25 protein-coding genes and 1 pseudogene are annotated in these 24,445 nt (G+C 32.0%); 9 read left to right on the top strand and 17 right to left on the bottom strand.

The features are described 5' to 3' along the window. Positions 1-24: 24 nt before the first annotated feature. On the bottom strand, positions 25-378 hold the full coding sequence (locus tag B3J26_RS08315; RefSeq protein WP_291074124.1) for a transposase: 354 nt from the start codon (positions 376-378) through the stop codon (positions 25-27). A gap of 299 nt (positions 379-677) precedes the next feature. Beyond that, a complete protein-coding gene (gene proS, locus B3J26_RS08310) occupies positions 678-2,156 on the bottom strand; it encodes a proline--tRNA ligase (RefSeq protein ID WP_291066008.1) in 1,479 nt (492 codons plus the stop codon). A gap of 103 nt (positions 2,157-2,259) precedes the next feature. Here proS and B3J26_RS08305 point away from each other — a divergent pair, with 103 nt between their 5' ends. Then, positions 2,260-3,585 carry a hypothetical protein gene (locus B3J26_RS08305; protein ID WP_291074122.1) on the top strand — a complete coding sequence of 442 codons (1,326 nt, stop codon included), beginning with the start codon at positions 2,260-2,262 and terminating at the stop codon, positions 3,583-3,585. 21 nt (positions 3,586-3,606) lie between these two features. After that, complete coding sequence (locus tag B3J26_RS08300; RefSeq protein WP_291074120.1) at positions 3,607-5,001, top strand: OmpP1/FadL family transporter; 1,395 nt, start codon at positions 3,607-3,609, stop codon at positions 4,999-5,001. Positions 5,002-5,092: 91 nt separating this feature from the next. On the opposite strand, the gene B3J26_RS08295 is transcribed toward B3J26_RS08300, so the two are convergent. Continuing rightward, positions 5,093-5,848, bottom strand: a complete 756-nt coding sequence (locus B3J26_RS08295; protein WP_125349660.1) for a head GIN domain-containing protein — start codon at positions 5,846-5,848, stop codon at positions 5,093-5,095. A 113-nt stretch (positions 5,849-5,961) separates the two neighbouring features. Between B3J26_RS08295 and B3J26_RS08290 the strand changes: the two genes are divergently transcribed. The 3 genes from B3J26_RS08290 (at position 5,962) to B3J26_RS08280 (ending at position 7,824) form a co-directional block, all read left to right on the top strand. Continuing rightward, positions 5,962-6,726 (top strand): exodeoxyribonuclease III, encoded by a 765-nt coding sequence (locus B3J26_RS08290; protein ID WP_038332724.1) that lies wholly within the window; start codon positions 5,962-5,964, stop codon positions 6,724-6,726. 10 nt (positions 6,727-6,736) lie between these two features. Beyond that, on the top strand, positions 6,737-7,270 hold the full coding sequence (locus tag B3J26_RS08285) for a hypothetical protein (protein ID WP_038332722.1): 534 nt from the start codon (positions 6,737-6,739) through the stop codon (positions 7,268-7,270). Positions 7,271-7,350: 80 nt separating this feature from the next. Further along, positions 7,351-7,824: a GNAT family N-acetyltransferase gene (locus tag B3J26_RS08280; RefSeq protein ID WP_291074118.1), complete on the top strand. Its 474-nt coding sequence runs from the start codon at positions 7,351-7,353 to the stop codon at positions 7,822-7,824. A gap of 39 nt (positions 7,825-7,863) precedes the next feature. On the opposite strand, the gene B3J26_RS08275 is transcribed toward B3J26_RS08280, so the two are convergent. The 10 genes from B3J26_RS08275 to kdsB form a co-directional block, all read right to left on the bottom strand. Then, entirely contained in the window at positions 7,864-8,604 is a 741-nt protein-coding gene (locus tag B3J26_RS08275) for a hypothetical protein (protein ID WP_291074117.1), read from the bottom strand. 12 nt (positions 8,605-8,616) lie between these two features. Further along, positions 8,617-9,141, bottom strand: coding sequence for a DUF4136 domain-containing protein (locus B3J26_RS08270; RefSeq protein ID WP_291062050.1), 525 nt, complete (start codon positions 9,139-9,141; stop codon positions 8,617-8,619). Positions 9,142-9,225: 84 nt separating this feature from the next. Further along, entirely contained in the window at positions 9,226-9,741 is a 516-nt protein-coding gene (locus B3J26_RS08265; RefSeq protein WP_291074115.1) for an NUDIX hydrolase, read from the bottom strand. 49 nt (positions 9,742-9,790) lie between these two features. After that, positions 9,791-10,678 (bottom strand): site-specific tyrosine recombinase XerD, encoded by an 888-nt coding sequence (gene xerD, locus B3J26_RS08260; RefSeq protein ID WP_038332712.1) that lies wholly within the window; start codon positions 10,676-10,678, stop codon positions 9,791-9,793. Then, positions 10,679-12,262 (bottom strand): S41 family peptidase, encoded by a 1,584-nt coding sequence (locus B3J26_RS08255; RefSeq protein ID WP_125349766.1) that lies wholly within the window; start codon positions 12,260-12,262, stop codon positions 10,679-10,681. It abuts the gene before it with no gap. A 7-nt stretch (positions 12,263-12,269) separates the two neighbouring features. Then, a complete protein-coding gene (locus B3J26_RS08250; protein ID WP_125349767.1) occupies positions 12,270-12,713 on the bottom strand; it encodes a deoxycytidylate deaminase in 444 nt (147 codons plus the stop codon). A 6-nt stretch (positions 12,714-12,719) separates the two neighbouring features. After that, entirely contained in the window at positions 12,720-14,681 is a 1,962-nt protein-coding gene (locus B3J26_RS08245; protein WP_280035452.1) for a site-specific recombinase Gcr, read from the bottom strand. A 108-nt stretch (positions 14,682-14,789) separates the two neighbouring features. Further along, complete coding sequence (locus tag B3J26_RS08240; RefSeq protein ID WP_038332764.1) at positions 14,790-15,458, bottom strand: LolA family protein; 669 nt, start codon at positions 15,456-15,458, stop codon at positions 14,790-14,792. 79 nt (positions 15,459-15,537) lie between these two features. Further along, on the bottom strand, positions 15,538-16,089 hold the full coding sequence (locus tag B3J26_RS08235; RefSeq protein ID WP_038332702.1) for an HNH endonuclease: 552 nt from the start codon (positions 16,087-16,089) through the stop codon (positions 15,538-15,540). Between the two features lie 144 nt (positions 16,090-16,233). After that, positions 16,234-16,977 carry a 3-deoxy-manno-octulosonate cytidylyltransferase gene (gene kdsB, locus B3J26_RS08230; RefSeq protein WP_125349769.1) on the bottom strand — a complete coding sequence of 248 codons (744 nt, stop codon included), beginning with the start codon at positions 16,975-16,977 and terminating at the stop codon, positions 16,234-16,236. Positions 16,978-17,177: 200 nt separating this feature from the next. Here kdsB and B3J26_RS08225 point away from each other — a divergent pair, with 200 nt between their 5' ends. From B3J26_RS08225 to B3J26_RS08210, 4 genes are all read left to right on the top strand, one after another. Then, positions 17,178-17,969: a DUF3822 family protein gene (locus B3J26_RS08225; RefSeq protein ID WP_180905191.1), complete on the top strand. Its 792-nt coding sequence runs from the start codon at positions 17,178-17,180 to the stop codon at positions 17,967-17,969. Continuing rightward, on the top strand, positions 17,945-18,487 hold the full coding sequence (locus B3J26_RS08220; protein WP_280049619.1) for an RsmD family RNA methyltransferase: 543 nt from the start codon (positions 17,945-17,947) through the stop codon (positions 18,485-18,487). Before B3J26_RS08225 ends, B3J26_RS08220 begins: the two co-directional genes overlap by 25 nt. 134 nt (positions 18,488-18,621) lie before the next feature. Continuing rightward, positions 18,622-20,790: a TonB-dependent siderophore receptor gene (locus tag B3J26_RS08215; protein ID WP_291060259.1), complete on the top strand. Its 2,169-nt coding sequence runs from the start codon at positions 18,622-18,624 to the stop codon at positions 20,788-20,790. 118 nt (positions 20,791-20,908) lie between these two features. Then, positions 20,909-21,397 carry a TlpA family protein disulfide reductase gene (locus tag B3J26_RS08210; RefSeq protein WP_219034399.1) on the top strand — a complete coding sequence of 163 codons (489 nt, stop codon included), beginning with the start codon at positions 20,909-20,911 and terminating at the stop codon, positions 21,395-21,397. A 68-nt stretch (positions 21,398-21,465) separates the two neighbouring features. Here B3J26_RS08210 and B3J26_RS08205 read toward each other — a convergent pair whose 3' ends face one another. The 4 genes and pseudogenes from B3J26_RS08205 to B3J26_RS08190 form a co-directional block, all read right to left on the bottom strand. After that, entirely contained in the window at positions 21,466-22,416 is a 951-nt protein-coding gene (locus tag B3J26_RS08205) for an FKBP-type peptidyl-prolyl cis-trans isomerase (RefSeq protein WP_125349774.1), read from the bottom strand. A gap of 41 nt (positions 22,417-22,457) precedes the next feature. Next, on the bottom strand, positions 22,458-22,889 hold the full coding sequence (locus B3J26_RS08200) for a hypothetical protein (RefSeq protein WP_115001825.1): 432 nt from the start codon (positions 22,887-22,889) through the stop codon (positions 22,458-22,460). Between the two features lie 209 nt (positions 22,890-23,098). Then, the gene (gene dnaX / locus B3J26_RS08195) at positions 23,099-24,187 is read right to left on the bottom strand and encodes a DNA polymerase III subunit gamma/tau (RefSeq protein WP_115001827.1); all 1,089 of its coding nucleotides are present in this window, start codon (positions 24,185-24,187) and stop codon (positions 23,099-23,101) included. A 28-nt stretch (positions 24,188-24,215) separates the two neighbouring features. Then, positions 24,216-24,445: pseudogene (locus B3J26_RS08190) on the bottom strand (hypothetical protein); the annotation flags it as partial.

The raw sequence follows: 24,445 nt of genomic DNA, 5'->3' as shown, positions 1-24,445 counted from the left end.
GCATATATTTCTTGAATTTTGTCTTTAATCCAACGAATCCAAGGTTTTTTTTACGATATCATAGCGAACAACTAAATCAGCTACAATCTCTTTTAAACGCTGATTCTCTTTGCGTAAATCACTTACATCATCACTTGTTGCTTCTCGTGTAATATCTCCAGATAATCGTTTTTTACCAGCTTCTAAAAATTCTTTATTCCACTTATAAAATTGAGATTGTGAAATAGCATATTTGCGGCAAAGTTCAGCTACTGAAATCTCAGCACGTAAGGCTTCCATCACAATTAAAATCTTTTGTTCCGCTGTAAATATTCGTCTTGTGTTTTGACGAATATCTTTTACATATTTCTCTGGAGTTTTCTTTTTTGAATTTGCCATAATTAAAGTTAATGCTTTTTAAAACACTAGCTTAAATTTTAGGTCTTAGATGTCCACTTTTTGCTGACGATTTACAGAATACCGACAGTAGAGTTTTTCTCATATATGTTAGTGTTAATTAGTAATCGAATATACTCCTTTTTTTGTAAATGATTGATATTTAACAAAAAATAATATTCTGCTATAGTAACTACGTTTAAAAGAATTGCACGCCAAAAAACATTAAAATAAAAAAGGAGCTAATTAATAGCTCCTCATTTATTTTGGAAAGTTTTTTTTGCTAATTATTATTTAACAAATTAATACGCTTTTGCATATAAAACTCTGTATTTTGCTGGTTTTCCAGAGAAAACATCTACTCCTTCAGTAGGCGTTTCAAAAGCTTGAGGAATACAACGAATTGTTGCTTTCGTCTCATTTTTTATAGCTTCTTCTGTTTCTTCTGTTCCGTCCCATAAAGCTGAAACAAAACCACCTTTATTTTCGATAATATCTTTGAATTCTTCAAAAGTTGTTGCTTCTGTTGTATGAGTATCTCTAAAATCTGACGCTTTTTGGAATAAATTTGTTTGAATATCTTCTAATAATTTCTCTACCTCAGTTGACACATTATCCAACGCAATAAATTGTTTTTCTAATGTATCACGACGAGCAACCTCAACATGACCTTTTTCTAAATCTTTTGGTCCAATTGCAATTCGTACAGGAACACCTTTCAATTCGTATTCAGCAAATTTCCAACCTGGTTTCGTTTTATCATCATCATCAAATTTGATCGAAATTCCTTTCGCTTTCAATTCAGACGAAAATTTATCCACCACTTGACGAATTTCTTCTAATTGTTCTTCTGTTTTATAAATTGGAACAACAACAACCTGAATTGGCGCTAACTTTGGAGGTAAAACTAATCCTAAATCGTCAGAATGCGTCATAATTAATGCACCCATCAAACGAGTAGAAACTCCCCAAGAAGTTGCCCAAACATATTCTTGTTTTCCTTCTTTGCTTGCGAATTTAACATCAAAAGCTTTTGCAAAGTTTTGCCCTAAAAAGTGAGAAGTTCCCGCTTGTAAAGCTTTACCATCTTGCATCAACGCTTCGATTGTATAGGTATCATCAGCACCCGCAAAACGCTCAGAATCTGACTTTCTTCCTTTTACAACTGGAATTGCCATAAAATTCTCTACAACATCCGCATATACTTCTTGCATTTGTTGCGCTTCCGCAATTGCTTCTTCTTTTGTTTCGTGAGCTGTATGCCCTTCTTGCCATAAAAACTCGGCAGTTCTCAAAAACAAACGCGTACGCATTTCCCAACGCACAACATTTGCCCATTGATTAATCAAAATTGGTAAATCGCGGTACGACTGAATCCAACCTTTGTATGTACTCCAAATAATTGCTTCTGAAGTTGGACGAACAATTAATTCTTCTTCTAATTTTGCTTCTGGATCTACAATCAACTTTCCTTTGTTATCAGGATCATTTTTCAATCGATAATGCGTTACAACCGCACACTCTTTTGCAAAACCTTCTGCGTTTTTTTCTTCGGCTTCGAATAAACTTTTAGGAACAAATAAGGGGAAATAAGCATTTTGATGACCTGTTTCTTTAAATCTTTTGTCTAATTCTGCTTGTAGTTTTTCCCAAATAGCATAGCCATATGGTTTGATCACCATACACCCTCTAACCTTCGAATTCTCAGCTAAATTTGCTTTTACAACAAGCTCATTGTACCACTTAGAATAATCCTCAGCACGAGTTGTTAATTTTGCCATAATCTTTTATATTTGTTGATAAGTTTCGTATCTTTACTTGGCATAAAAATTGCCTTTAAATTTATGCAAATTTAATTATTACAAACGATGTAAATTTATAATTATGAACAAAGTTTATAAAATTTCTAATAAAATTTCTGCAACTACATTAATTCTTGTGGCTGCATTAGGAATTTCATCTTGTTCGACTTATCAACCAAGTGGTTACGAAAGCGACGGAGTTTACTATAATCCGAAAACAGATAAAACCTATCAACAAGCTCAACTACAACATGGTAACGAGCAAGGAGAACAAGAAAATAAAGGGGAAATAAAAATTGGTAGTCCATACTTCGATGCAGAAGGAAATGGTGCTGAACAATTTTATTACCAAGATGATGTTGATAGCACAAATGATAATACTCAATCTAAATCAGCAACCAAAGTTAAAATTAACGGATATGGTTTAGGTGGTTACAATTATTTTGGAAACAACGACTATACATTAACTTATAACGGATCGAGTAATTATAACTGGGGACGTAATGATGGTGTAGAAATTAATATCTGGAACAACTATCCTTGGTACAGCTACGGATGGGGAGGTTTCTATAATCCATATCGTTGGGGATATTACAATCCTTGGTATGGTGGATGGTACGGAAACGGATTTGGTATTTCATTCGGATGGGGATGGAACGATCCATGGTATAATGGATATTATGGTTGGGGTTGGAATAGACCTTACTACGGTGGATATTACGGAGGTTACTACGGATGGAACAATTGGTACGGATATCCTGGTTATTATGGATATGGATACAATCGTCCAAGAGGAATTTATTCTCAACCAGGTTACAGAAATGGTGGTCGTTTAAATAACACGATTAATTCTACTCGTCCTGTTGGAAGTTTAAATGGTAGAAACAACCAAATCTCTACAGGTTTAAGACCAACTCGTGATAATACAATTAACAATACAACACGTCCAACTCGCGAAGTAAGACCAGGTGCAGACCAAAGTCAAATTAACGGAACTCGTCCTACAAGAGAGGTTAGACCTTCTGTTAATCAAGGACAAATGAACAACACGCGTCCAACTCGTGAAGTAAGACCAAGTGTAGACCAAAGTCAAATTAACGGAACTCGTCCTACAAGAGAAGTTAGACCTTCAATTAATCAAGGACAAATGAACAACACGCGTCCAACTCGTGAAGTAAGACCGACACAAACACAACAGCCTACTTACAACACAAGACCGACTCGCGAAGCTCAACAATACCAACAACCAACGAGAAGCTATGAAAGAACAAATAGCATGAACAATTCTCGCCCATCATATTCTACACCTTCTCCAAGTAGAGGTAGTAGTATGAGTAGCGGAAGCATGGGAGGTGGTTCTCGCGGAAGTAGCACAGGAGGAGGCTCTCGTGGTGGAGGAAGAAGATAACTAGATTTAGATCATATAAAAATGAAAAAAATATTATTAAGCCTTTGTACCTTAGCTGGTACATTGGCTTTTGCACAACAGAACAAAGGATACGAAACTCAGTATTCTACAAATGCTATAAATTTATATTCGCAAGATATTAACAGCGGAAATGCTAAATATATTGGTGTTGGTGGAGCTGTTGGTGCATTAGGAAGTGACATTACTTCTGTCGAGCAAAACCCTGCTGGATTAGGAGTAGCAATTAACTCTGATGTCCAAGTAACAGCTGGTGTTTCTACTTTTAGCAACAAAACTAATTTCGGAACAAATATCAAAGAATCTGAAAGCAATTTTGATTTCCAACAATTTGGAGGAACATTTGTTTTTGCAAATGAAGCTTCAAAATGGAATCGTTTTACAGTTGGTGTCGCTTATCTTAATCAGCGTTTAGACAATTATTCATCAATTGGAACAAATGAAGGTATTAAATTTGCTGATCCAGACGGAACTTTCAATGGTTACATCAAAGATATTGATGGATATAAATCTAAATTCTCTGTTAATTTAGGAACAAGTTATGACGACAAAGTTTATTTGGGATTTGGATTAAACTTCCACGAAACTAACTATTCTGGTTACGAACAATATGCAGAGCGTGATGACGACAATGGAAAAACCTACGTATACAATGCAGATGGAGCTCCATATAGTGAAATTGGACAAGGATTTTCTTTCTCTTTAGGTGCTATTTACAAAGTGAATCATAATGTACGTTTAGGCGCAGCCTATCATTCTCCTGTTTGGTACAATGTTTCGGAAGATTATTATGCAGCAAACTTCATCAATAACGGAACTGCTGTAGATTCTTATTATATGTATTCTTCTGATTATGATATGACTCGTGGTGGACGTCTTGTAGGAAGTTTAGGTTTTGTTGTGGGTAAAAATTTATCTCTGGGTGCTGATTATACCTATCACATGAACAATGATACAAAATTAAAACCATCACAATATTTTAATTCTTCTAATAATTTTATCAATGATTTTGTAAAAAATTCAAGTGAAGTTAGAGTTGGTGCGGAATACCGTGTAGATCGTTTCAAAGTAAGAGCTGGTTATAATTATATAACTTCTCCTTACAAAGATTTTACAATGGATATTGCAAACGAAAATAATGTTGTAACAAACGCTGCTGTTTTATCGAAAGCATTTCAAGGAGATATTAATCGTGCAAGTTTTGGTTTAGGATATGATTTTGGCGGATTCTATATAGATGCAGCTTATCAGTATCAAACTCAAAAATATCAACAATTGATTGGTGGAACAGATTATATTAATACTAATAATGAATTTGTTTCTTTACCTAACACTTACGCTCCAAAAGTTAAATTAAACAACAATTTATTCTTATTGACATTAGGTTGGCAATTCTAATAAAGAAAATAGATATAAAAAATCGGATGAAATTCATCCGATTTTTTTGTAGTACTAAATATTAACTTATCATAGTTTTAAACAAAAACTATTAGTTTATTCTTTTGATAGAAGACATTCCAGAAGTGCTCACTTTCGTTTTCAAACTATTTTCGTCTACATAACGAACAGAACTCGCTCCAGAACTATCAGCAGTCAAATTATTCACAGCCCAAACTGTTGTAGAACTTGCTCCTGAACAATCAACAACTACATTCGCAGCTTTCAATTCTTTTCCAACAAATGAAGAAGCTCCCGAAACTGAAATGTTTAAATCCTGTACATTTCCAGAAATTTTCATACTTGATGCACCAGAATTATCAACCGAAATAGAATTAGAAACTACATCTAATTTCAAATTACTTGCTCCTGATAAATCAACCGCCATTTTTTCTACTTTTTGTGTTGGTAAAACGGTTACATTCGTTGCACCAGAAAGATTAAATGAACGTAATTTTTGATGAGGGAATTTAATTTTAATAGAAGAATTTTTCAAGTTTATGGTTCCATTAATTTTCATCACCAAAACACCATTTTTCACTTCAGTCGTGATTCTATTCATAATATTATCTGGCGCTTCAACCGAAATTTGACCATTATAATTACCATCCTCGACTGTAACACTTATTGCGCTACTTACGTCAATTCCTTCAAAAGAAGCAACTTTACGCGTTTCCGTTACTGTATTACTACTCGCTTCTACTCGATCTAAATAATTAGAAGCTGGTGATTTAGAATTTAAATCGACCGAACAACTCGCAAATCCTAACGAACTGAATATTAAAATTGGAAGAAAAATGTATTTCATATAGATGTCTTTTATTATATAGACGCATTAACTTCTAAAAAGTTACAAAAAATATTCACTTTATTTATCATTCTAAATCAATCCGTCATAAATATTTAGTAATTTCGCTAACTATGAAAATCATCAGTTACAATGTAAATGGAATTCGCGCTGCGATGACGAAAGGTTTGGTTGAATGGTTAGAGGCTGCACAACCAGATGTTTTATGTATTCAAGAAACAAAAGCAATGCAAGAACAAGTGGACACAAAACCGTTTGAGGAATTGGGTTATCACATTTATTGGCATGCAGCAGAGAAAAAAGGATACAGCGGAGTGGCTATTTTCTCGAAAATAAAACCAAATCATGTACAAATAGGAACTGGAATAGATTATATTGACAGAGAAGGTCGCGTTTTGCGACTTGATTTTGACAATGTTTCGGTAATTAGTTTGTATTTGCCAAGTGGAACAAATATTGATCGATTAGACTTTAAATTACAATTTTGCGAAGATTTTAAAGATTATATCAAAGAACTTAAAATCTCTCATCCAAACATTGTAATTTGTGGCGATTATAACATTTGTCACGAAGCAATTGATATTCACGATCCTGTTCGTAATGCAAAAGTTTCTGGTTTTTTACCTGTCGAAAGAGAATGGATGACTGCTTTTCTTGATGAATGTAATATGATTGATTCTTTTCGTTATTTTGTAAAAGAACCTCATCATTATTCGTGGTGGTCTTACCGTGCAAATGCGCGCAATAATAACAAAGGTTGGAGAATCGATTACAATATGGTGAGTAATACATTAGAAAAAAATATGACGCGTGCCACGATTTTACCAGAAGCAAAGCACTCAGATCATTGTCCTGTTTTATTAGAATTAGACGTTTAAGATTATATAAATGAAAAAAATTGTACTTTGTTGTTTAACACTTTTTGCAATTGCAAGTTGCGTTCCTCAGAAACAACACCAAGAATTGGAAGCTAATTATTACAGAGCTTTAGACGATCAATCAAATACATCTAAAGATTTGACATTAGCTAATTTGAAAATCGAAACTCTTGAAAAAGATTTAGCAAAAGCTAAAAGCGAATTATACATTAAAGATACAGCTTTGACAAATGCACAAGCTATGATTAGAATGGCTCAAAAAGAACATGATACTAATTTGCAAGAATTGTATTCTGCATTGAATAGTTCTGGAGAAAAATCAAAACTTTTCTATACTCAATTAAACGAAAAAGAAAAGCAAGTTGCAGAATTAACGCAAAAAGTAAAAGATTTAGATGCTAAGATTGATCAAAAAGATACAGAAATCTTCAATCTAAAAAGACAAATCTTAACACAAGAGATTAACCAAAAGGTTTCGGAAGCAACAGCTACGCCTCCTAAAACAACAACTCCAGCAAAACCAAAAACAACAACAAAAAAGTAAATATAAAAGTCTTATCATAATTGGTAAGACTTTTTTTATTCTTTAAATCGAAGTAACTTTGCAAGAACTAAAAAGTTTTAATGAAAGTTATTTGCGAAACAAAAAGTTTGGTATTACGAGAGTTTTTCGAAATTGATGCATTCGAATTATTTCAATTAAATTCTGACAAAGAATTGATGAAAATTGTCAACGAAAAACCATATAAATCTGAAGACGAAGCGAAGTTTTTTATCGAAAATATGGAGAAACATTACCAAGAACATGGTTTTGGTCTTTGGGGTGTTCACGAGAAAAAAAGCGGACGATTTGTTGGTTGGGGAGGTTTGCGTCAAACAAAATACGGTGCAGTTATCAACATTCGTCTGAAACGCAAATTTCAGAACAAAGGTTACGGAACAGAAGTTTTGAATGCGATTGTAGATTATGCAAAAAATGAATTGAAATTAGATAAAATTGCTGCAAAAGCAAATGCAAATCAACCTGAAACATTGAAACTTTTACAAAAATCTAAACTTGAACAATCAGAAGAGAACGAATTAATTTTCAAATTATAAAAAATAAAAAAAGCCTTGATAATGATTTACCAAGGCTTTTTATTGAAAAAAATCTCTTTCTGCAATCAATGTCTTTTTTCCATCAACTACTCTATACTTTTTTATCCATAGTTGTTTCTGATTATAAACATACTCAAACTCTTCAGTTCGATGTTTATTATAACCTCCAATCATAATTATTGGATATTCTTTTTCTGGAATACTTTTCCTTTCAAGTTTGACTACATTTTGAAATTTATCATACTGATATTGTTCAATATCAACTTGTAATTGATTTTGGGTATAATAATAATTTTTAACTGATTTTACATTTCCCAAATCATCATATAAAAATTCTTTTTTTAAACTAAAAGCAGAATCTTCAACTTCAGGATAAAGAGTTGTTATTTTTTCTGGTAATTCAGAAGCTCCTTTATAAATATAACTTTTTTTATCTTTCTCTAAAATCCTACCTAAATCATCATACTTCAAGATATAATTTGTTTGAAACAAAAGTTCATTATTAGCTATATTATAATTATTTACGCTTATTAAATTACCTATCGTATCATAAATAAAAGATTCTTTTCTAACTATATTATCTTTAGAAAAATAAAAGATTAAATCTGTCACTCTACTTTTCTTTAAATTATATTCAGTAGTTGACCCCATAAAACTTTTGAATACAACTTGACGATATGATGAATAATCCTCATGATTCGAAAGACCTTCAAAATCATTAATTTGACCAAAACAAAACTGAAATATTAAACAAAGAAATACCGTATAACAAATTTTCATCAAACTATTGTTTTATTTCTTTTTAGGTGGGAATTTTTGCAACAATTTCGTTACACCTTTCTGAATATTCGCTGCACGAACTTCTGGCGAAGCTTTCAAGGGCATTTGAATTTTCAAGGTTCCTTCCCAAACTAATCTTCCTTCATCCTTCATAGAAATCGTATAATTTTGATTTAGTTTTTGAGACATAATCGGAATTCCAACCGAAACTCCACCTCCAAAACCATAACCACCCGTTCCCATTCCAATTCCAACATTAGAATTTTGTTGCTTCGAAACATATTCTTCTGGCTTCACGTCTAACGTTAAATTTCCATCATTCGACTTCTGAAAACCTCTGTATAACATTCCTTTTTCAATCGAAGAATATAATCTAGCAGAATCTAAATCATTCAATCCTAAATTTCCTGTTTGCGTAAAAGAATACGTTCTATTTGTTTCAAAATCAAAATCTCGGTCATAATCTACCGCTACATTCTGCGTGCTACACGAAACTATTGTTAGGAAAATAGCACTTAATAAAAGTATTTTTTTCATTGTTAATATTTTAATGATGAGAACCTGAAACGAGTTTAGGTTGACAAATCACGCCCGGTTGAACTTATTTCAACATCATGTGAACTATTTCAAAGAATTAATATAAATTTCTACCACTTTTCTTAATGAATCAAAACCAATGTCGTCTAAATTAATTTCGTTGATAGCAATCCATTTTATAGCTGCAATTTCATCTTTTTCAAGAACAATTTCTTCGTCAGGAAAATCAGCAATAAATGCTAAATCACACGTTTTATACGGAACTTCTTTATACTCATATGTATTAGGTTGAGATAAAAAATACTTGAAATTCTTTAAAGGAATTTTAATTCCTAATTCTTCTTCAATCTCTCGTTGACACGTTCTTTCTGCCGACTCATCTGGATCTGTAAATCCACCAGCTAAATCTAACATTCCCTTTTTTGGTTCTTTATTACGAACAGTAAACAAGATTTTGTCATCTTTTTTAAGAATAACCGCCACCGCAGCAGCTACGTTTTGATAATAGACCAAATCGCAATTGTTACATGACATTTTTCTAAAATCAAAATGATCGATAGAATGTCCACAATTGGGACAAAACTTGAATGATTTTATCATTTCTTTTCTATTTTAATGTAAAATCTGAAACAGATTCAGGATGATTAAACTATTTATTTCTTGGATGAAATTTAATAATCGCATCTCGAATAAATTCTTGATCAACATGCGTATAAATTTCAGTCGTCGTAATACTTTCGTGTCCCAACATTAACTGAATTGCACGAAGATCTGCTCCATTTTTCAATAAATGAGTCGCAAAAGAATGACGAAATGTATGCGGACTAATTGTTTTTTTAACTCCAGCAATTATCGATAATTCTTTCACGATTGTAAAAATCATTACTCGTGTAAGGTTTTTACCTCGTCTATTTAAGAACAAAAAATCTTCAAATCCAACTTGTATAGGAAGATGAATACGAATACTTTCTTTGTACAAGTTAATATATTTTATCGTATAATCGCTAATCGGAACAAGTCTTTGTTTGTTTCCTTTCCCAATAACACGAATAAAACCATCATCAAAAAAAAGATCAGAAATTTTGAGATTTATCAATTCCGAAACACGCAAACCACAACCATAAAGGACTTCTATAATCGCACGATTGCGCTGTCCTTCTGGTTTTGATAAATCAATTACTTCAATCATTTTATCAATTTCTTTTTCAGAAAGTACATCAGGAAGTTTCATCCCAATTTTTGGAGTTTCGAGCAAAGAAGTTGGATTATCTTCTCTAAAATCTTCGAGTTGTAAGTACCCAAAAAAGCTTTTCAAGCCAGAAATAACACGCGCTTGCGAACGCACGCTATATTCACTCGATGCAAAATCGTGTACAAAATCCCTCAAATCATCTTGCGAATAATCTAAAGGTTGTTTATCAGAATAATTAATTAATTTTTGAATATCGCGTAGATAACCTTCAATTGTATTAGCAGAAACTCTTTTTTCTAATTTCAGATACATTTGATAGTCATACAAAGCATCTTTCCACAGCATTTACTTCGTTATTTTTTCAAGTTCAAAAATACGCTTTATCATTTCATCTTCGGGCATCCAAACTTGATAAAATGCTCGAGAACCATATAAAGTTCCAGCAATTGTGGCTTTCATGTAGTTATCAACAGTTGTTGAAAAGACAGGATTGAACTCATTTGAAGGAATTCCTAAAACACCTAAAAACTCATTTCTATACATTCCAGCACTGAAATATTTCAAATAAATTGCTTCGTTATGAAACATGAAAAAATCGTGAATTGAATAAATTTTCTTGAATAAAAAGTCATTAAAATAATTTGCATCTTGATTATAATACAACCAATTCGAAACCGAATTTGTATCTAATGCAACAAACTCATCAGGAATAATTCCACCACCACCGTACACTTTTTTACCTGAAGGCGCCGTAAACTCTAAGTCTTTATTAATTTTAATTGAATCTTTACTATATAATTCACCCGATTTTAATCGTTTGTATAAATCGTCACTGTATTTTGCAGTTTTTTTATCAAATGGTTTTTGAATAGATCGTCCAGAAGGTGTGTAATAATTCGCAACTGTTAAACGAACTTTGGTATCATCGCCCAAATTAATTTCGCGCTGTACCAAACCTTTACCAAACGAACGACGACCAACGATAATTCCGCGTCCATAATCTTGTAACGCTCCCGCAACAATCTCACTCGAGGAAGCAGAATTTTCGTCCATTAAGACGTAAATTTTTCCTTGTTCGAAAAGACCTTTATTTGTAGCGTAAATATATTTTTTACGTTTTTGTTTGTCTTGTGTGTAAACAATTAATTCATTTTTTGTTAAAAATTCATCGGCTATTTCTTCGGCAATATGCATGATTCCACCTGGATTTCCACGTAAATCAAAAACCAAAGTTTTCATTCCTTGATCCAATAAATTTTGTAAACCTTCGTGAACTTCATTTGCAGAATTTTCAGAAAAACGAGTCAATTTAAGATAACCAATATCTTTCGTTAACATATGTTTTCCAGTAACCGTAGGAATTGGTACAATAGTACGATTTAGCGTAACAGAAATTGGTTTTTGATCGCGAATAACAGATAGTTTAACTTCCGATCCTTTCTTCCCCTTCAATAAACCTTCTATTGTTTTATTATCTTTTGCAACCAAAGATTGATTATCTGCAGCAATTAATTGATCTCCAAATTCTAGTTTGCCATAATTTTTCGTTCCAGGTAAAGTACGTTCAACAACAATGGTGTCATTCATTGTGCGAAATTGAATTCCAATTCCAACAAATTCACCTTTCAATTGCTCCTCTGCCTTTTGTACAGAAGCTTTGTCGATATATGTACTATGTGGATCTAGCTTGGCAACCATATAATGAATCGCATCATCAACCAAACTATCCGAATTAACATCGTTCACATATTCATTGTCAATCAAAGAAACTAATCGACGAATTTTTTGTTCGTTATCCGAATATTGCAAACCTACAACATCCTTGTTTTCATCGAACGCAAAGTCGTATTTTTTCCCAACCATAAAACCGATTAAGAAAATAATTATCACAACTAATACGATATTAATAACCTTGAAAAAACTTCTCATTGAAATGTTAACTGTATAATTCTTCTTCTGTAATTTGTCTAATTGTAATTCCTGATTTTTCTAAAAACTCTAACCCAGAAAGATCTTTGTATTGTTGAATGTAAACGATGCGCTTTATACCTGCTTGTAAAATAAGTTTGCTACAATCTGTACAAGGCGAAAGTGTGATATACAATGTCGCTCCTTCTGCAGATTGTGTAGAAGTTGCACATTTTAGAATTGCATTTGCTTCGGCGTGCAAAACATGCCATTTTGTATTCCCCTCTTCATCCTCACATTTGTTCTCAAAACCGCTTGGCGTACCATTGTAACCATCAGAAATAATCATTCGATTTTTAACAATAATTGCACCAACTTTTTTGCGTTCGCAATAGGATAGATTCGCCCATTCAAAAGCCATTTTAAGATAAGCTTTATCGTAACGTAATTGTTTTTCTAAGTTTGTTTCCATTTCTAACTAAGCTTCTTCTTTGTTTTTTGTCCATAAAGGCGGAATAAAAAATGGTAATGGATTTCGGAAAAATGCTTTTAATGTATGTGAAATCATCGTAAAAATCTTATAAAAAGGAATATTATTAGATCGCATTGCCATTAATAATGATAAGATAAAACTAACTAAGAAGTTGCTCCAACCAACCATGAAAATTGCAATAAAACCTATAATCATTGGTCCAATATCAAAATGATAGCCCATTCCTCCAATACCAATCGCGAAGTTTCCTGAAACGAAAGTAATGTGTCGAATATCGAAAGGTTGACCTGTAAAATCGCCAATCAAAAAGGCACATCCCATCATAAAACCGAATGCAACATTACCGACAACTCCTCCCATATTTTTCTCAAACCAATTCGAAATTCTTCTTCTTCTACGTTCTGAAAATGATTTCTTCAAAATGGGATGATTATAAATACGTTCTGGAATATTATGAAAACGTTGATTATTAATTGTAATTCCCGAAATTAATCCTGAAAGGAATAAGAAGACTCCAGCAATTGCTCCGAAGTAAAAAATATGCCAATCCATTGTCACCACTTCTTCCCAATAATGATAAGCTTTAGAATATTTTAAAACTTCTAATCCTAAGATTTCGTTGAGTAAATAAAATATTCCTAATGAAACCACAAAACCCGCAACAACATTTCCTAAAAAAGCAATCATTTGGCTTCTTACTAATTGCGCAAATAAAGTTGTAAAATCTTTCACATTCAGTTCAGAACCAGAAGTTGGTACAAGCGAACGAGCTAAACGAGCCGCTGTCATAGAAGGCTGTTTTGTAGCAAGCGTCATATGTGTCAAATAAATCGTACAAAAACCAACAGCGTAATTAATACTAAAGAAAAACGCTTTAAACAGTGGCGATGTATCATGTATATTCCCAATTCCGGTTTTGATAAAACACAAAAATGAAACGATGAAACCACCTCCACAAGCTGTCCAAAACATCTTATTATACTCTTTGGCTGTTTGCGTGATATATTTTTCGCCCGTTTTACCATTATGATAAGTCACTAAGAAAGTGATTAAATAAACCGTAGAACCTAACTGATTACTCATAAAGTTTTTCGGGGCATAAAACTCAACCCATTTCTTTGTTGCAAGACTATAGAAAGAAATTATTCCGTGTAATCTTAGTTCATTATAACTATTTAAAATCGTTTGCAAACGAACCAATTGTTGTTGTAAACGATTGATTTTTGATGCAACTTTCAATGAAATTCCTTTGTAATCTTTTTGCGTTAAAATATCATTTAACAAATGTTTACATTTAGAAATACTTTCTTTAATCTCTAACATATCAAATCCAGCTTGCGGATTTTCGATAATGTTACTAATCTGCATCGAAAGTTTAGAAAATGGATTATCAAGATAATTAACCTCGTTACTGTAACGCATCATTTCTTTGTCCGAAAATCCTCCAGTAATACGAACCGTCAAAATAGAAATTGCTTGTAAAAGCTGATTCTGAATATTGTTAACGTTTCCTTTAAAATTATCTGGTTCGATATCTTGATACAATACTTCGAAAAATTTTCGCCAACGATCTCTTGGAATAATTCGGATTGCTGATAAGTTTTTCGAATTATAAAAAATCTCATTTACCACAGAAGTTAATTCATTATTATCTTCGATATCTGGTAAAAGAGAATCCATTATTTTCTTTCGAAAAATGGATAATAAATTATCTTCCAGATGAATTCCACTATCTACTAAATAGCTAACGAAATTGATTTTCCCGAATGTATTTTGAAGTTCTTCGCGAAAAATTAATCGATATGTAGGGTTATTTTGAAGTTTAGAAATTAGATCATCTATAAAAGAAATTGAATCTGGATAATCTTTTCTTGCTTTCTCTAATAATCTTAGAAAAAAGCTCTTCTCGTATTTTTTATTTTGATCAAATATAGAGTCTAAAGCCATATTTTAATTTCTTCATTCAGAGTACAAAAGTAAAAAACTTATACTACCTAAGCAGTATAAATCAACAGAAATAAAAAAGTGATCCTTGATGAACCACTTTTTATATATTTAGAATTTAAAATTTTTCTTATCTATTGCTGGGTTGATTTTTATGTCATTAAATTTGATCACATATTCTCCTCCCTCTGTAGGTTTTCCCACAACTTTGGTAGCGAAAGATAATCCATTGTAATTTTTGAAATTAGAGTAATAAAGTGTTTCATCTTTATTTTTCTCCATTACAATTTCGTAAGAATTTTTGTCAAAACAATAAACTGTTGAATTCGCATTTTTTGTTAATTCGATTTTATAACAACTATTATTTTGATCGTATTTATCTACACCTAAGTATTTTACTTTAAATCCTTTTTGTTTATATTTCAAAATATCCGAATCAAAAGAGTCTGGTTTATAATCTTTTACAGCTACATTTTTCTTAGCAACTTCACTGTATGTCCATCCCATTCTACCATCATATCCTTCGTTCAAGATTTCTTTTCCATTCATCACAAACACTACTTTTTTGTTGTAAGGGCGTTGATGATAAACAATCATTGGATAAGAATCTCCAACATTTATAATGGCTTCTCCTTTTAGGATAATACTGTTCAAATTATTCCAAGCTGCTTCACCTCCTGTTTTTTGAATATGAGTTTCGATTATTTTCTCTGCATTTTGTGCAAATGTAGTCACAGAAAATAATGAAATCATAAGCGCGCTAAACGTCAATTTCGACATAAGAACTTTTTTAATTTTTAACAATCTGTCGAACAAGATATAAAAACTAATTTAAAGTTCTGTAAAGAAATATTGTCTTTTAGTCTTTTTTAACTTCTATATGCGCCCAATTTTCTCCTCTTAAGATACGGTAAACTTGACCTTGAGAAATATTAAATTGTTTTGCTAGTGTAGAAATTTTTGTTTTTCTATTTGGATCAATTAATTTCTTTTTTAGACGAATTACTTGTGCTTCTGTCAACTTACTATTTGGAATACTGTCTAAACGAGAACGTCCTTTCATCATTCTAAATAAATCCTTGTTGTGCTCTTTCCATTCGTCCAATGTTGCCCATTTCAAATTATCCATTGCGTTGTTTAATTTGTTATGATCCAAATGCACTACATATTCTTTATTATCTTTATTTGGTAAAAAAGTTTCGGCAACCATTTTATGTACATATTTAGCTGTACGTTTTCCGTCTGCTTTTGTTACCCAAATCGCACGATAACCGTTGTTAATCGCTCCTTCTAAGATTTTGTATTTATCTTGTCCTGTATATAATTTTTTTACAAGACCATCTTTTGAAACTAAAAAGGATCTTTTTTCAATTAATCCTTCTGCTTCGTATTCTTTCCATGAATCACTCATAATCACTATTTTACTTATTTACTCCATTTTACAACAACATTCATACCGAAATAATTTTTTAAATATTAATTAACTTAATTATTTCATTTACACATCAAGTATAGCTGATTTTAGGACAAATATAAATCATAAAAAGTTTAAAGATTATTTTTTAACAATAGTGGATAAGTACTTTTTTGCACGTTCTAAATCTTCTGGAGTATCAATTCCAACTCCTATCGATTCGGTTTCAATTACTTTAATCTTCATTCCGTATTCCAAATAACGTAATTGTTCTAATTTTTCTGCACGCTCATTTTGACGCATTTCAAGTGTTGAAAACTTCAACAAGGCTTCTTTTCTAAACGCATAAATCCCTAAATGACGAAAATAATTTGGTGTAAAATTGGTTTCGCGAGCGAATGGAATTGCTGAACGCGAAAAATAAAGCGCAAAATCGTTGATATCAGTAACCACTTTTACAAAATTAGGATTGTTAATATCTTCTTCTTTTGTAATGGATTCTTTTAAAGTCGCCACATCTACAGTTTTTCCCAATTCTCCATCAAAAGAGGATAAAATATCTGCCAAAGCTTTTTCGTTCACAAATGGTTCATCGCCTTGCACATTCAAAATAATATCACATTCTATATCTTGTATAGCTTCTGCAATTCTATCACTTCCTGTTTCATGATCTTTGATACTCATGATTGCTTTTCCGTTGTGCGAAACAATTTCATCAAAAATCAAATCAGAATCTGTTACCACAAAAACATCATCAAACAAATCAGTTGCAACAACATTTTCGTACGTCATTCTTATCACAGTTTTATCGCCCAATTGTTGCATCAATTTACCTGGAAAACGTGTTGCTGCATAACGAGCTGGAATTACGGCTATTTTTTTCACAATTTTTAATTTCAATTTTCTGTAAATTTAAAATAGATTCGGCTGAAATGCTTCTTTAATCAACAAAATAATTATAGTATCTTTGCTAAAATAAATTTTCTGTATGAAGATTGCTTTCAAAATTTTGTTATTTTTGATTTCATTAGGATTAATATATATCTTAATCAACGAGTTAAAAATTCAAGGATAAAGAAAAATTTATGTCAAAAACAACTCAACATTCGTTAGCGATTTTACTATCTCACGATATGCTTAGTTATATTACCAAAACAACCGACGGAGAAACGACTTCGTACTCGGATGTGTATGACTATTCGGTAGATTTTACAAATCTTAACAAAACGGAAATTGAGATTGAACATGAATTGCGTTCTAATTTGACTTTGCTACAAGAATATGATTATGTGCATATTTGTTTTTTGTCGACAACTGTAAATGTTGTTCCAAATCACTTTGCGCACAAACCTTTTGAGGAATTGTTATCACTTTCTAACTATAGTCCTGTAAAATTAGCGATCGATTGTCCTTTGGAAAATGTAGATGCATCAATTATCTACAATATTCATTATCCACTAAAAGATATTTTGCTTTCATTACCGAATTTGCAAAATGCGCGTTTGTATCATTCGGGCAAATTCTTGGTAGATTATGGAATGATTAATTCTAAAAACGATGAAATTTATATCAATTTAATGCATCAAAAATTAGAAGTTTGCGTGTTGAGCAATGGAGAATTTATTTTTTATAATCTATTTGAAACAAAAACGAAAGAAGACTTTTTGTTTTACATTTTGTATACATTAAATCAATTAAATATTAGTCCAAATACCGTTTCATTGTATGCTTTTGGCGATATCTTAAATTCGCCAGATTTTTACGAAACTTTACAAAAATATGTGCGTCATATTTCGTTTAACGAAGCAGACAAACAACTTGGGCAATATTTTACATTATATAAATTATTCGAATGCGAATCATTTCAGGAACATTAAAAGGAAAAAGAATCACAGCACCAACCAACTTGCCGGTGCGCCCAACAACAGACTTCGCGAAAGAAGCTTTATTTAATATCTTAAACAACGAATGGTATTTCGACGAAATTACCGTTTTAGATTTATTCTCTGGAATTGGAAGTATTTCATTAGAATTTGCTTCACGTGGAGCAAAAAAAGTAACTTCGGTTGATAATTTCTACGGTTGTGTAAAATTTTTGGACGAAACAGCGAAACAATTAAAATTAGATGATATTATTTCTACTGTAAAAAGTGATGTCATTAAATATTTGGACAAGCAACCAATCAAAAAGTTTGATATTATTTTTGCTGATCCTCCTTACGATTTGGATGTAGAAACTTACAAAAAAATCCCAAATTTGGTTATCGATAATCAATGGTTAGAAGAAGGTGGAAATTTTGTTTTAGAACACCCATCAAGCATTTCTTTTGAAGAGCATCCAAACTTTGTACAACACAAAAAATACGGAAACGTACACTTCTCTTTTTTCGAGTAAACATCCATTTTCTTAAAATATTTAACAAAATCGACTGATAGATGATATCTATCAGTCGATTTCTTTTTTTTATTTATACTAAGTCTAATTAAATTTGCATTATTAATTTTATTTAGAATAAATATATATAACATATGAAACGAAATAATCTTCTACTTGCGTCAATTACTCTGCTTAGTTTTTCTACGGCATTTGCTCAAGAAACAACGAAAGAGAAAAAAGATTCAATTAGCAATCTACAAGAAGTTGAAATTTTTGGAGATCGTAACAAGAATCAAAGAGGTTTAGAAACAATTACACGTTTTCCTGCAAATCCTCAAAATCAAGTTCAATCTATTTCAATTATTTCTGAAAAGTTAATTGAAGAACAAGGTGCACAAACAATTACAGATGCTACTCGTAATGTACCAGGTGTTACGTTATTTGGAAATTATGGAGGTATTCGCGAGTCGATGTCTATTCGTGGATATAGAGGAGTTCCTGTCTTAAAAAATGGTGTTCGTATGGACTCTGATTTCCGTACAGGATCTGCTGTTATTGATATGGCTGGTGTAGAATCTATTCAAGTTATTCGTGGTTCTGCTGCGGTTACACAAGGAATTGGAAATGGATTAGGTTCTGCTGGAGGTGTAATTAACGTTACAACAAAAACGCCACGTTACATCAACCAAGGACATATTTCTGCTCAATATGGAAGCTGGAATACTTTCCGTTCTACATATGATATTCAACGAACAGTTACAGAAGATAAAAATTTAGCTTTCCGTTTAACAGGTTCATATAACAATGGAGATAGTTATAGAGATGTTATTAACAGTAATTCTTTCTATGTAAATCCATCTATGGCTTGGAAAATTGATGATAAAACTGAATTTGTTGCTGAGTTTGATTATTACAAAGGAAATAAAACGCCAGATCGTGGAACTATCAATTTAGGAGATAATTTTACTGAAGCTTTATACGATATCGGTGATAAATTTATGGGATATGATATCGATAATACCGAAATCAAAAACTATTCTTACGCTGCTCGTATTACAAGACAGTTAACAAATAATATTAGTGCTAGAGTTGCTTACTTTAGTAACTTCTACAACAGTGACCAATTAGGAGCAACGTTAGCTTCACCAAAAGGAAGTACAGAATATAACATTCGTAATCGTGGATTAGGTCGTTCTTTTAGAGATGATAGAAACTCGACTTTACAAATTGACTTGATTGGTAAAGATATGAGATTTGGTGATTTCAAATGGAATTGGCAAGCTGGATATGATTATACAATCAACCGTTTAGAAACAAGAACTGCAGATGGTATCGGAACTATTGATCAAATTGATGTTTTCAAAGATATTAACCATTCGATCAACTTAACTCCTGAGCAAGAAGCTAAATTAGCTTGGAACAAAGACAAAACAAATCTATCAAGAGGTTATTCTTACGGATTTATGACACAACATCATTTCTCTTATAAAGATTTAATCACATTTGTTGGAGGTTTACGTTATAGCTATTTAATCGATAACCACGATGGTGTTGTAGATCCTGTTGTTGGTTTAGTTGTTTCTCCTTGGAGAAATGTAAATGCTTACATTACTTATGCAACAAACACAAGTTTACGCTCTGCTTTAAACATTATGACTGATGGAAGCAAAGCTGGACCTTCTGTTACAGATCAAGTAGAAGTTGGTGTTAAAACACAATGGTTCAACGACCGTTTACGTGCAAACGTAGTTTACTTCAACATGAACAACGATAACTTAACATTCGAAACATACGAAAATCAAACAGCAACTGGTTTATACGAAAAAGCTGGTAATTTGAGACGTAAAGGTATCGAGTTTGAAGTTGCTGGTCGTCCATTACCAAACTTACAAGTTATGTTAGGATATGCATACTTAGATGCTGGTTACCACGATTCTCCTCAATATGTAGAAGATTCAAGACCATCTAATGCGCCTTACAATACAGCAAATGCTTGGGTTCAATATAAATTTATTGAAAATAATTTCTTGAATGGTTTCACTGTTTCTGCTGGTGTTTACTACGTAGGTTCAAGACCATCTAACGAACAAAGTTTAGATCGTGATGCTCATGGTAATTTCTACGGAGGAAGCAAACCTTTCTTATTGCCAGATTATTATACATTAAATGCGCAAGTTGGATATTCTATGAAAAGATTTGACTTCCGTTTATTCTTTAATAACATTACAGATCAGTTAGGATACAATTCTTACTTCCGTGGAGGTTACATCAACCAAATCGATCCATTTAATATGGCTGCACAAGTAAATTTCAAATTCTAATTTTCTCAGAGTTAAACATATTTTTAGCATTTATTTAATAGGAAAACGACAGTTTTATAAACTGTCGTTTTTATTTTGGATAGAATTGACTAACTTTCGTCAAAATTTTTCTTAAAACATGAAAACAAAAATTACTGCTTTATTGATATTCTTTTGTTCGATTTTTACATTTGCACAAACAGAAAATACGCTAAAATCTATTCCAGAATTTTCTTTTGTAAAAATGCAATCCGAAGGAATTTTCAGTTCAAAAGATATCAAAAAAGGAAAACAAACGTTAATCGTTTTATATTCGCCAACATGTATTCACTGCCAATTAGCCTTGAATCATTTTAGCAATAATTACGAAGAACATTTAAAAAACACTCAGATTATTTTGGTTTCTGAATACGAAGCAAAAGACGCTATCCCTTTCCTAAAAGAGCACGCATCTAATTTTGTAAACAATAAAAATGTAGAATTATTATATGATTCTAATTACGAATTTGGTCCAATTTTTCAACCAACTTCTATTCCTACATTTTATTTATTCGACAAGGATAAAAATCTTGTTACAATCAAAAAAGGTTCTGTAGAAGCAAATCAAATTTTTAAATATTTGAAATAATTTAAAAATTAATCCATAAAAAAAATCCACTCAATTGAGTGGATTTTTTTGTTATATCTAATCGATGATTATTTACCTTGTTGTGCTTGAGCTTCGAATTGTTTTTGTAATTCTTTAATTTGCTCTTCAGATAAACCTTGTCCTCCTTGCGCACCTGGTTGACCTTGTGGCGCTGGTTGACCTTCTTTAAAGTCTACTAATTCTACTTCGAACTCTAATGCTTGGTTTGGTCCAATTTGTCCTCCAGGAGCTCCCATTTCACCGTAACCTAAGTTAGCTGGAATATAGAATTTGTATTTAGATCCTTTAGACATTAATTGTAAACCTTCTGACCATCCTGGAATAACTTGGTTCAAAGGAAATTCTACACCTCCTTTAGCTTCAGGGTTTTTATCTGTACTGTCAAAAGTTTTACCAGTAGCTAAAATTTTACCAGTATATTTTACTTTAACAATACTATTAATGTTTGGTTTAGCACCTGTTCCTTCTTTTTCTACAACATAAACTAATCCAGAAGCAGTTGTTTTAGCACCAGAAGTTTTTTTCTTCTCGTCTACTAATTTTTTAGACTCGTCTGCATTTTTCTTAACCAAGTTTTGTTGGTGATTTTTTGCATACGTATCTAAAATTCCCATTCCCGCTTCTTGTGTAATCAACAATTTTTTGTGACGTACAACATCCATAATCCCTTGAACAATAATATCCTTGTCCATTTGATCTAATTGTTGTTGGTTAATAACCGTCTCAATTTGCTGACCAACTTGTTGACCAATCGCGTAAGATTCTCTACCTTCTTTACCTGCTTTTAAGTAATCGCGGATCCCTTTTTCTAATTGATCGTAGTTGATACTATCAGTTTCAACTAAACGTCCTCCAAGACCTTTGATTTGCTCACCAAGACCAGTTCCGAAAGCATAAGAAGCTTTTTGATCTTCGCTTTCTAATTTGTCTACAGATTTTCCTTTGTTACAAGACACTAACGACGCAACAACAAAAATCCCTAAAAGAACTTTTTTCATTATTTATAAAAATTTATTGCAAGTTTAATAAGAAACTTTCATTAATCATACAAATCTAAACCAAATTCTTCTTTTAATTTTAACAAAATCGGGTTTTTATCTGATAATTTCTCAAATTTTTCTTTGTTTGATAAGATATGATTCGTTGCTTCCTTCTCAGAAAACTTAATTTGAATACTAAAATAGTGATTCTTAAGGAATGCTCTCAAACTATTTCTGATTCGATCACGGTATTCCTCAAATTCTTGTTCCGATGAATGAGAAGTAAATTCGAAAATAATTTCATCACCTTCCAAGCCAAGTTCAGTTGTCATCAAAGCATTATAGGACGGAATATTATGTTCGATTTTTAATCGATCCAAAAATCTTTTCCAGCCTTCTTTTACTTGATCCAATGTAAACTTTTCTCGAGGCAAATCATTTCGTAAAATCTCCTCTTGATGTTCTTCTACTTTTGCTCCAGGCAAAGCCATCTTAAGACTAAACGACGAATTACCATTTGTTCTAATTGGTTTTGAAGCACGCGTATATTCTTTGACTTCTTCTGAAATCGAAGTTTTAACGTGTTGCGTATTTACCTGTTGTGAAGTTTGCCCATTTTGAGGAATAGAATTATTTTGCTGAATTTGAGGAACTTCAATTTTAGAAGTTTGTTGTTCAGAAAAATAAAACGTTGGCGGAACTATCCTATACTTTTTTTTTTAAGCCCGTTTTCTTCTGCCGTTAACGAAGCCAATTGCATCAATGCAATTTCAACTGTTAAACGTGGATTTTTACTCGATTTGTAGTTTAAATCTGCCTCATTACAAATTTCAATTGCTCCAAATAAAAACGTTGCTGAACATTTTTGCGCATGCTCCAAATATTTTGCTTTTATACGCTCTCCTACTTCCAATAAACTTACTGTATTAGCTGTTTTCGCCATTAATAAATCACGAAAATGAGCACCCAAACCACAAATAAATAAATGTGCATCAAAACCTTTGTTCAAAATATCATTCAATTGCAACATCGCTTGCGGAATATCATTTTCCAAACACGCGTCTGTCATCTTGAAATAGTAATCGTAATCTAATACATTCAAGTTTTCTGCTACTGAAGAATAGGTCAAATTTTTATTGGTAAAAGTTGACATTCTATCAAAGATTGACAATGAATCGCGTAACGCACCATCTGCTTTTTGAGCAATCAAATGTAATGCATCATCTTCAAAAGTTACCTGTTCTTTTTCAGCAACATTTTTCAAATGTCCTTTGATATCTTCAACTCCAATTCGTTTGAAATCATAAATCTGACAACGAGAAAGAATCGTAGGAATAATTTTATGTTTTTCTGTAGTTGCCAAAATAAAAATAGCATGCGCTGGTGGCTCTTCTAACGTTTTCAGAAACGCATTAAAAGCAGCTGTTGACAACATATGAACCTCATCAATGATGTAGACACGATATTTCCCTATTTGAGGAACAATACGCACTTGATCGATTAAATTTCTGATATCGTCAACCGAATTATTAGATGCCGCATCTAACTCAAAAATATTGAAAGCAAAATCTTGATCGCCTTCTACTCCATTTTCTTCGTTGATTTTACGCGCTAAAATTCGAGCACATGTTGTTTTCCCAACACCTCTTGGTCCACAAAATAAAAGAGCTTGTGGCAATTGATTTGACTTTATCGCTTGCTCCAAAGTATTTGTAATAGACGCTTGTCCAACTACATCTTCAAAATTTAACGGGCGATATTTTCTGGCTGAAACAACAAAATTTTCCATACTATTGGCAAATATAATGGTTATAATTTTAAGAATTAAATCTATTCATTTTTTTTAATTTTTTTTCTGTCAAAACGAATGTTAAAAAACAAAAGGTAGTCATACAACCTAGTGAAATAATAGAAGCAAAGATGTAATTTATTTCAAATAAAAGTCCTGATAAAGCAATTAATAAAAAAATTACTCCAAAATAAAACATAATTTTTCTGGAATATTTTTGTGCAAAATTCCAATTCTTAACCCGTAGTGCATTTAGGT

The sequence above is a fragment of the Empedobacter sp. UBA5987 genome, from assembly GCF_002429865.1.
GTDB classification, from domain to species: domain Bacteria; phylum Bacteroidota; class Bacteroidia; order Flavobacteriales; family Weeksellaceae; genus Empedobacter; species Empedobacter falsenii_B.
This window is presented reverse-complemented; position numbering and strand designations above follow the sequence as displayed.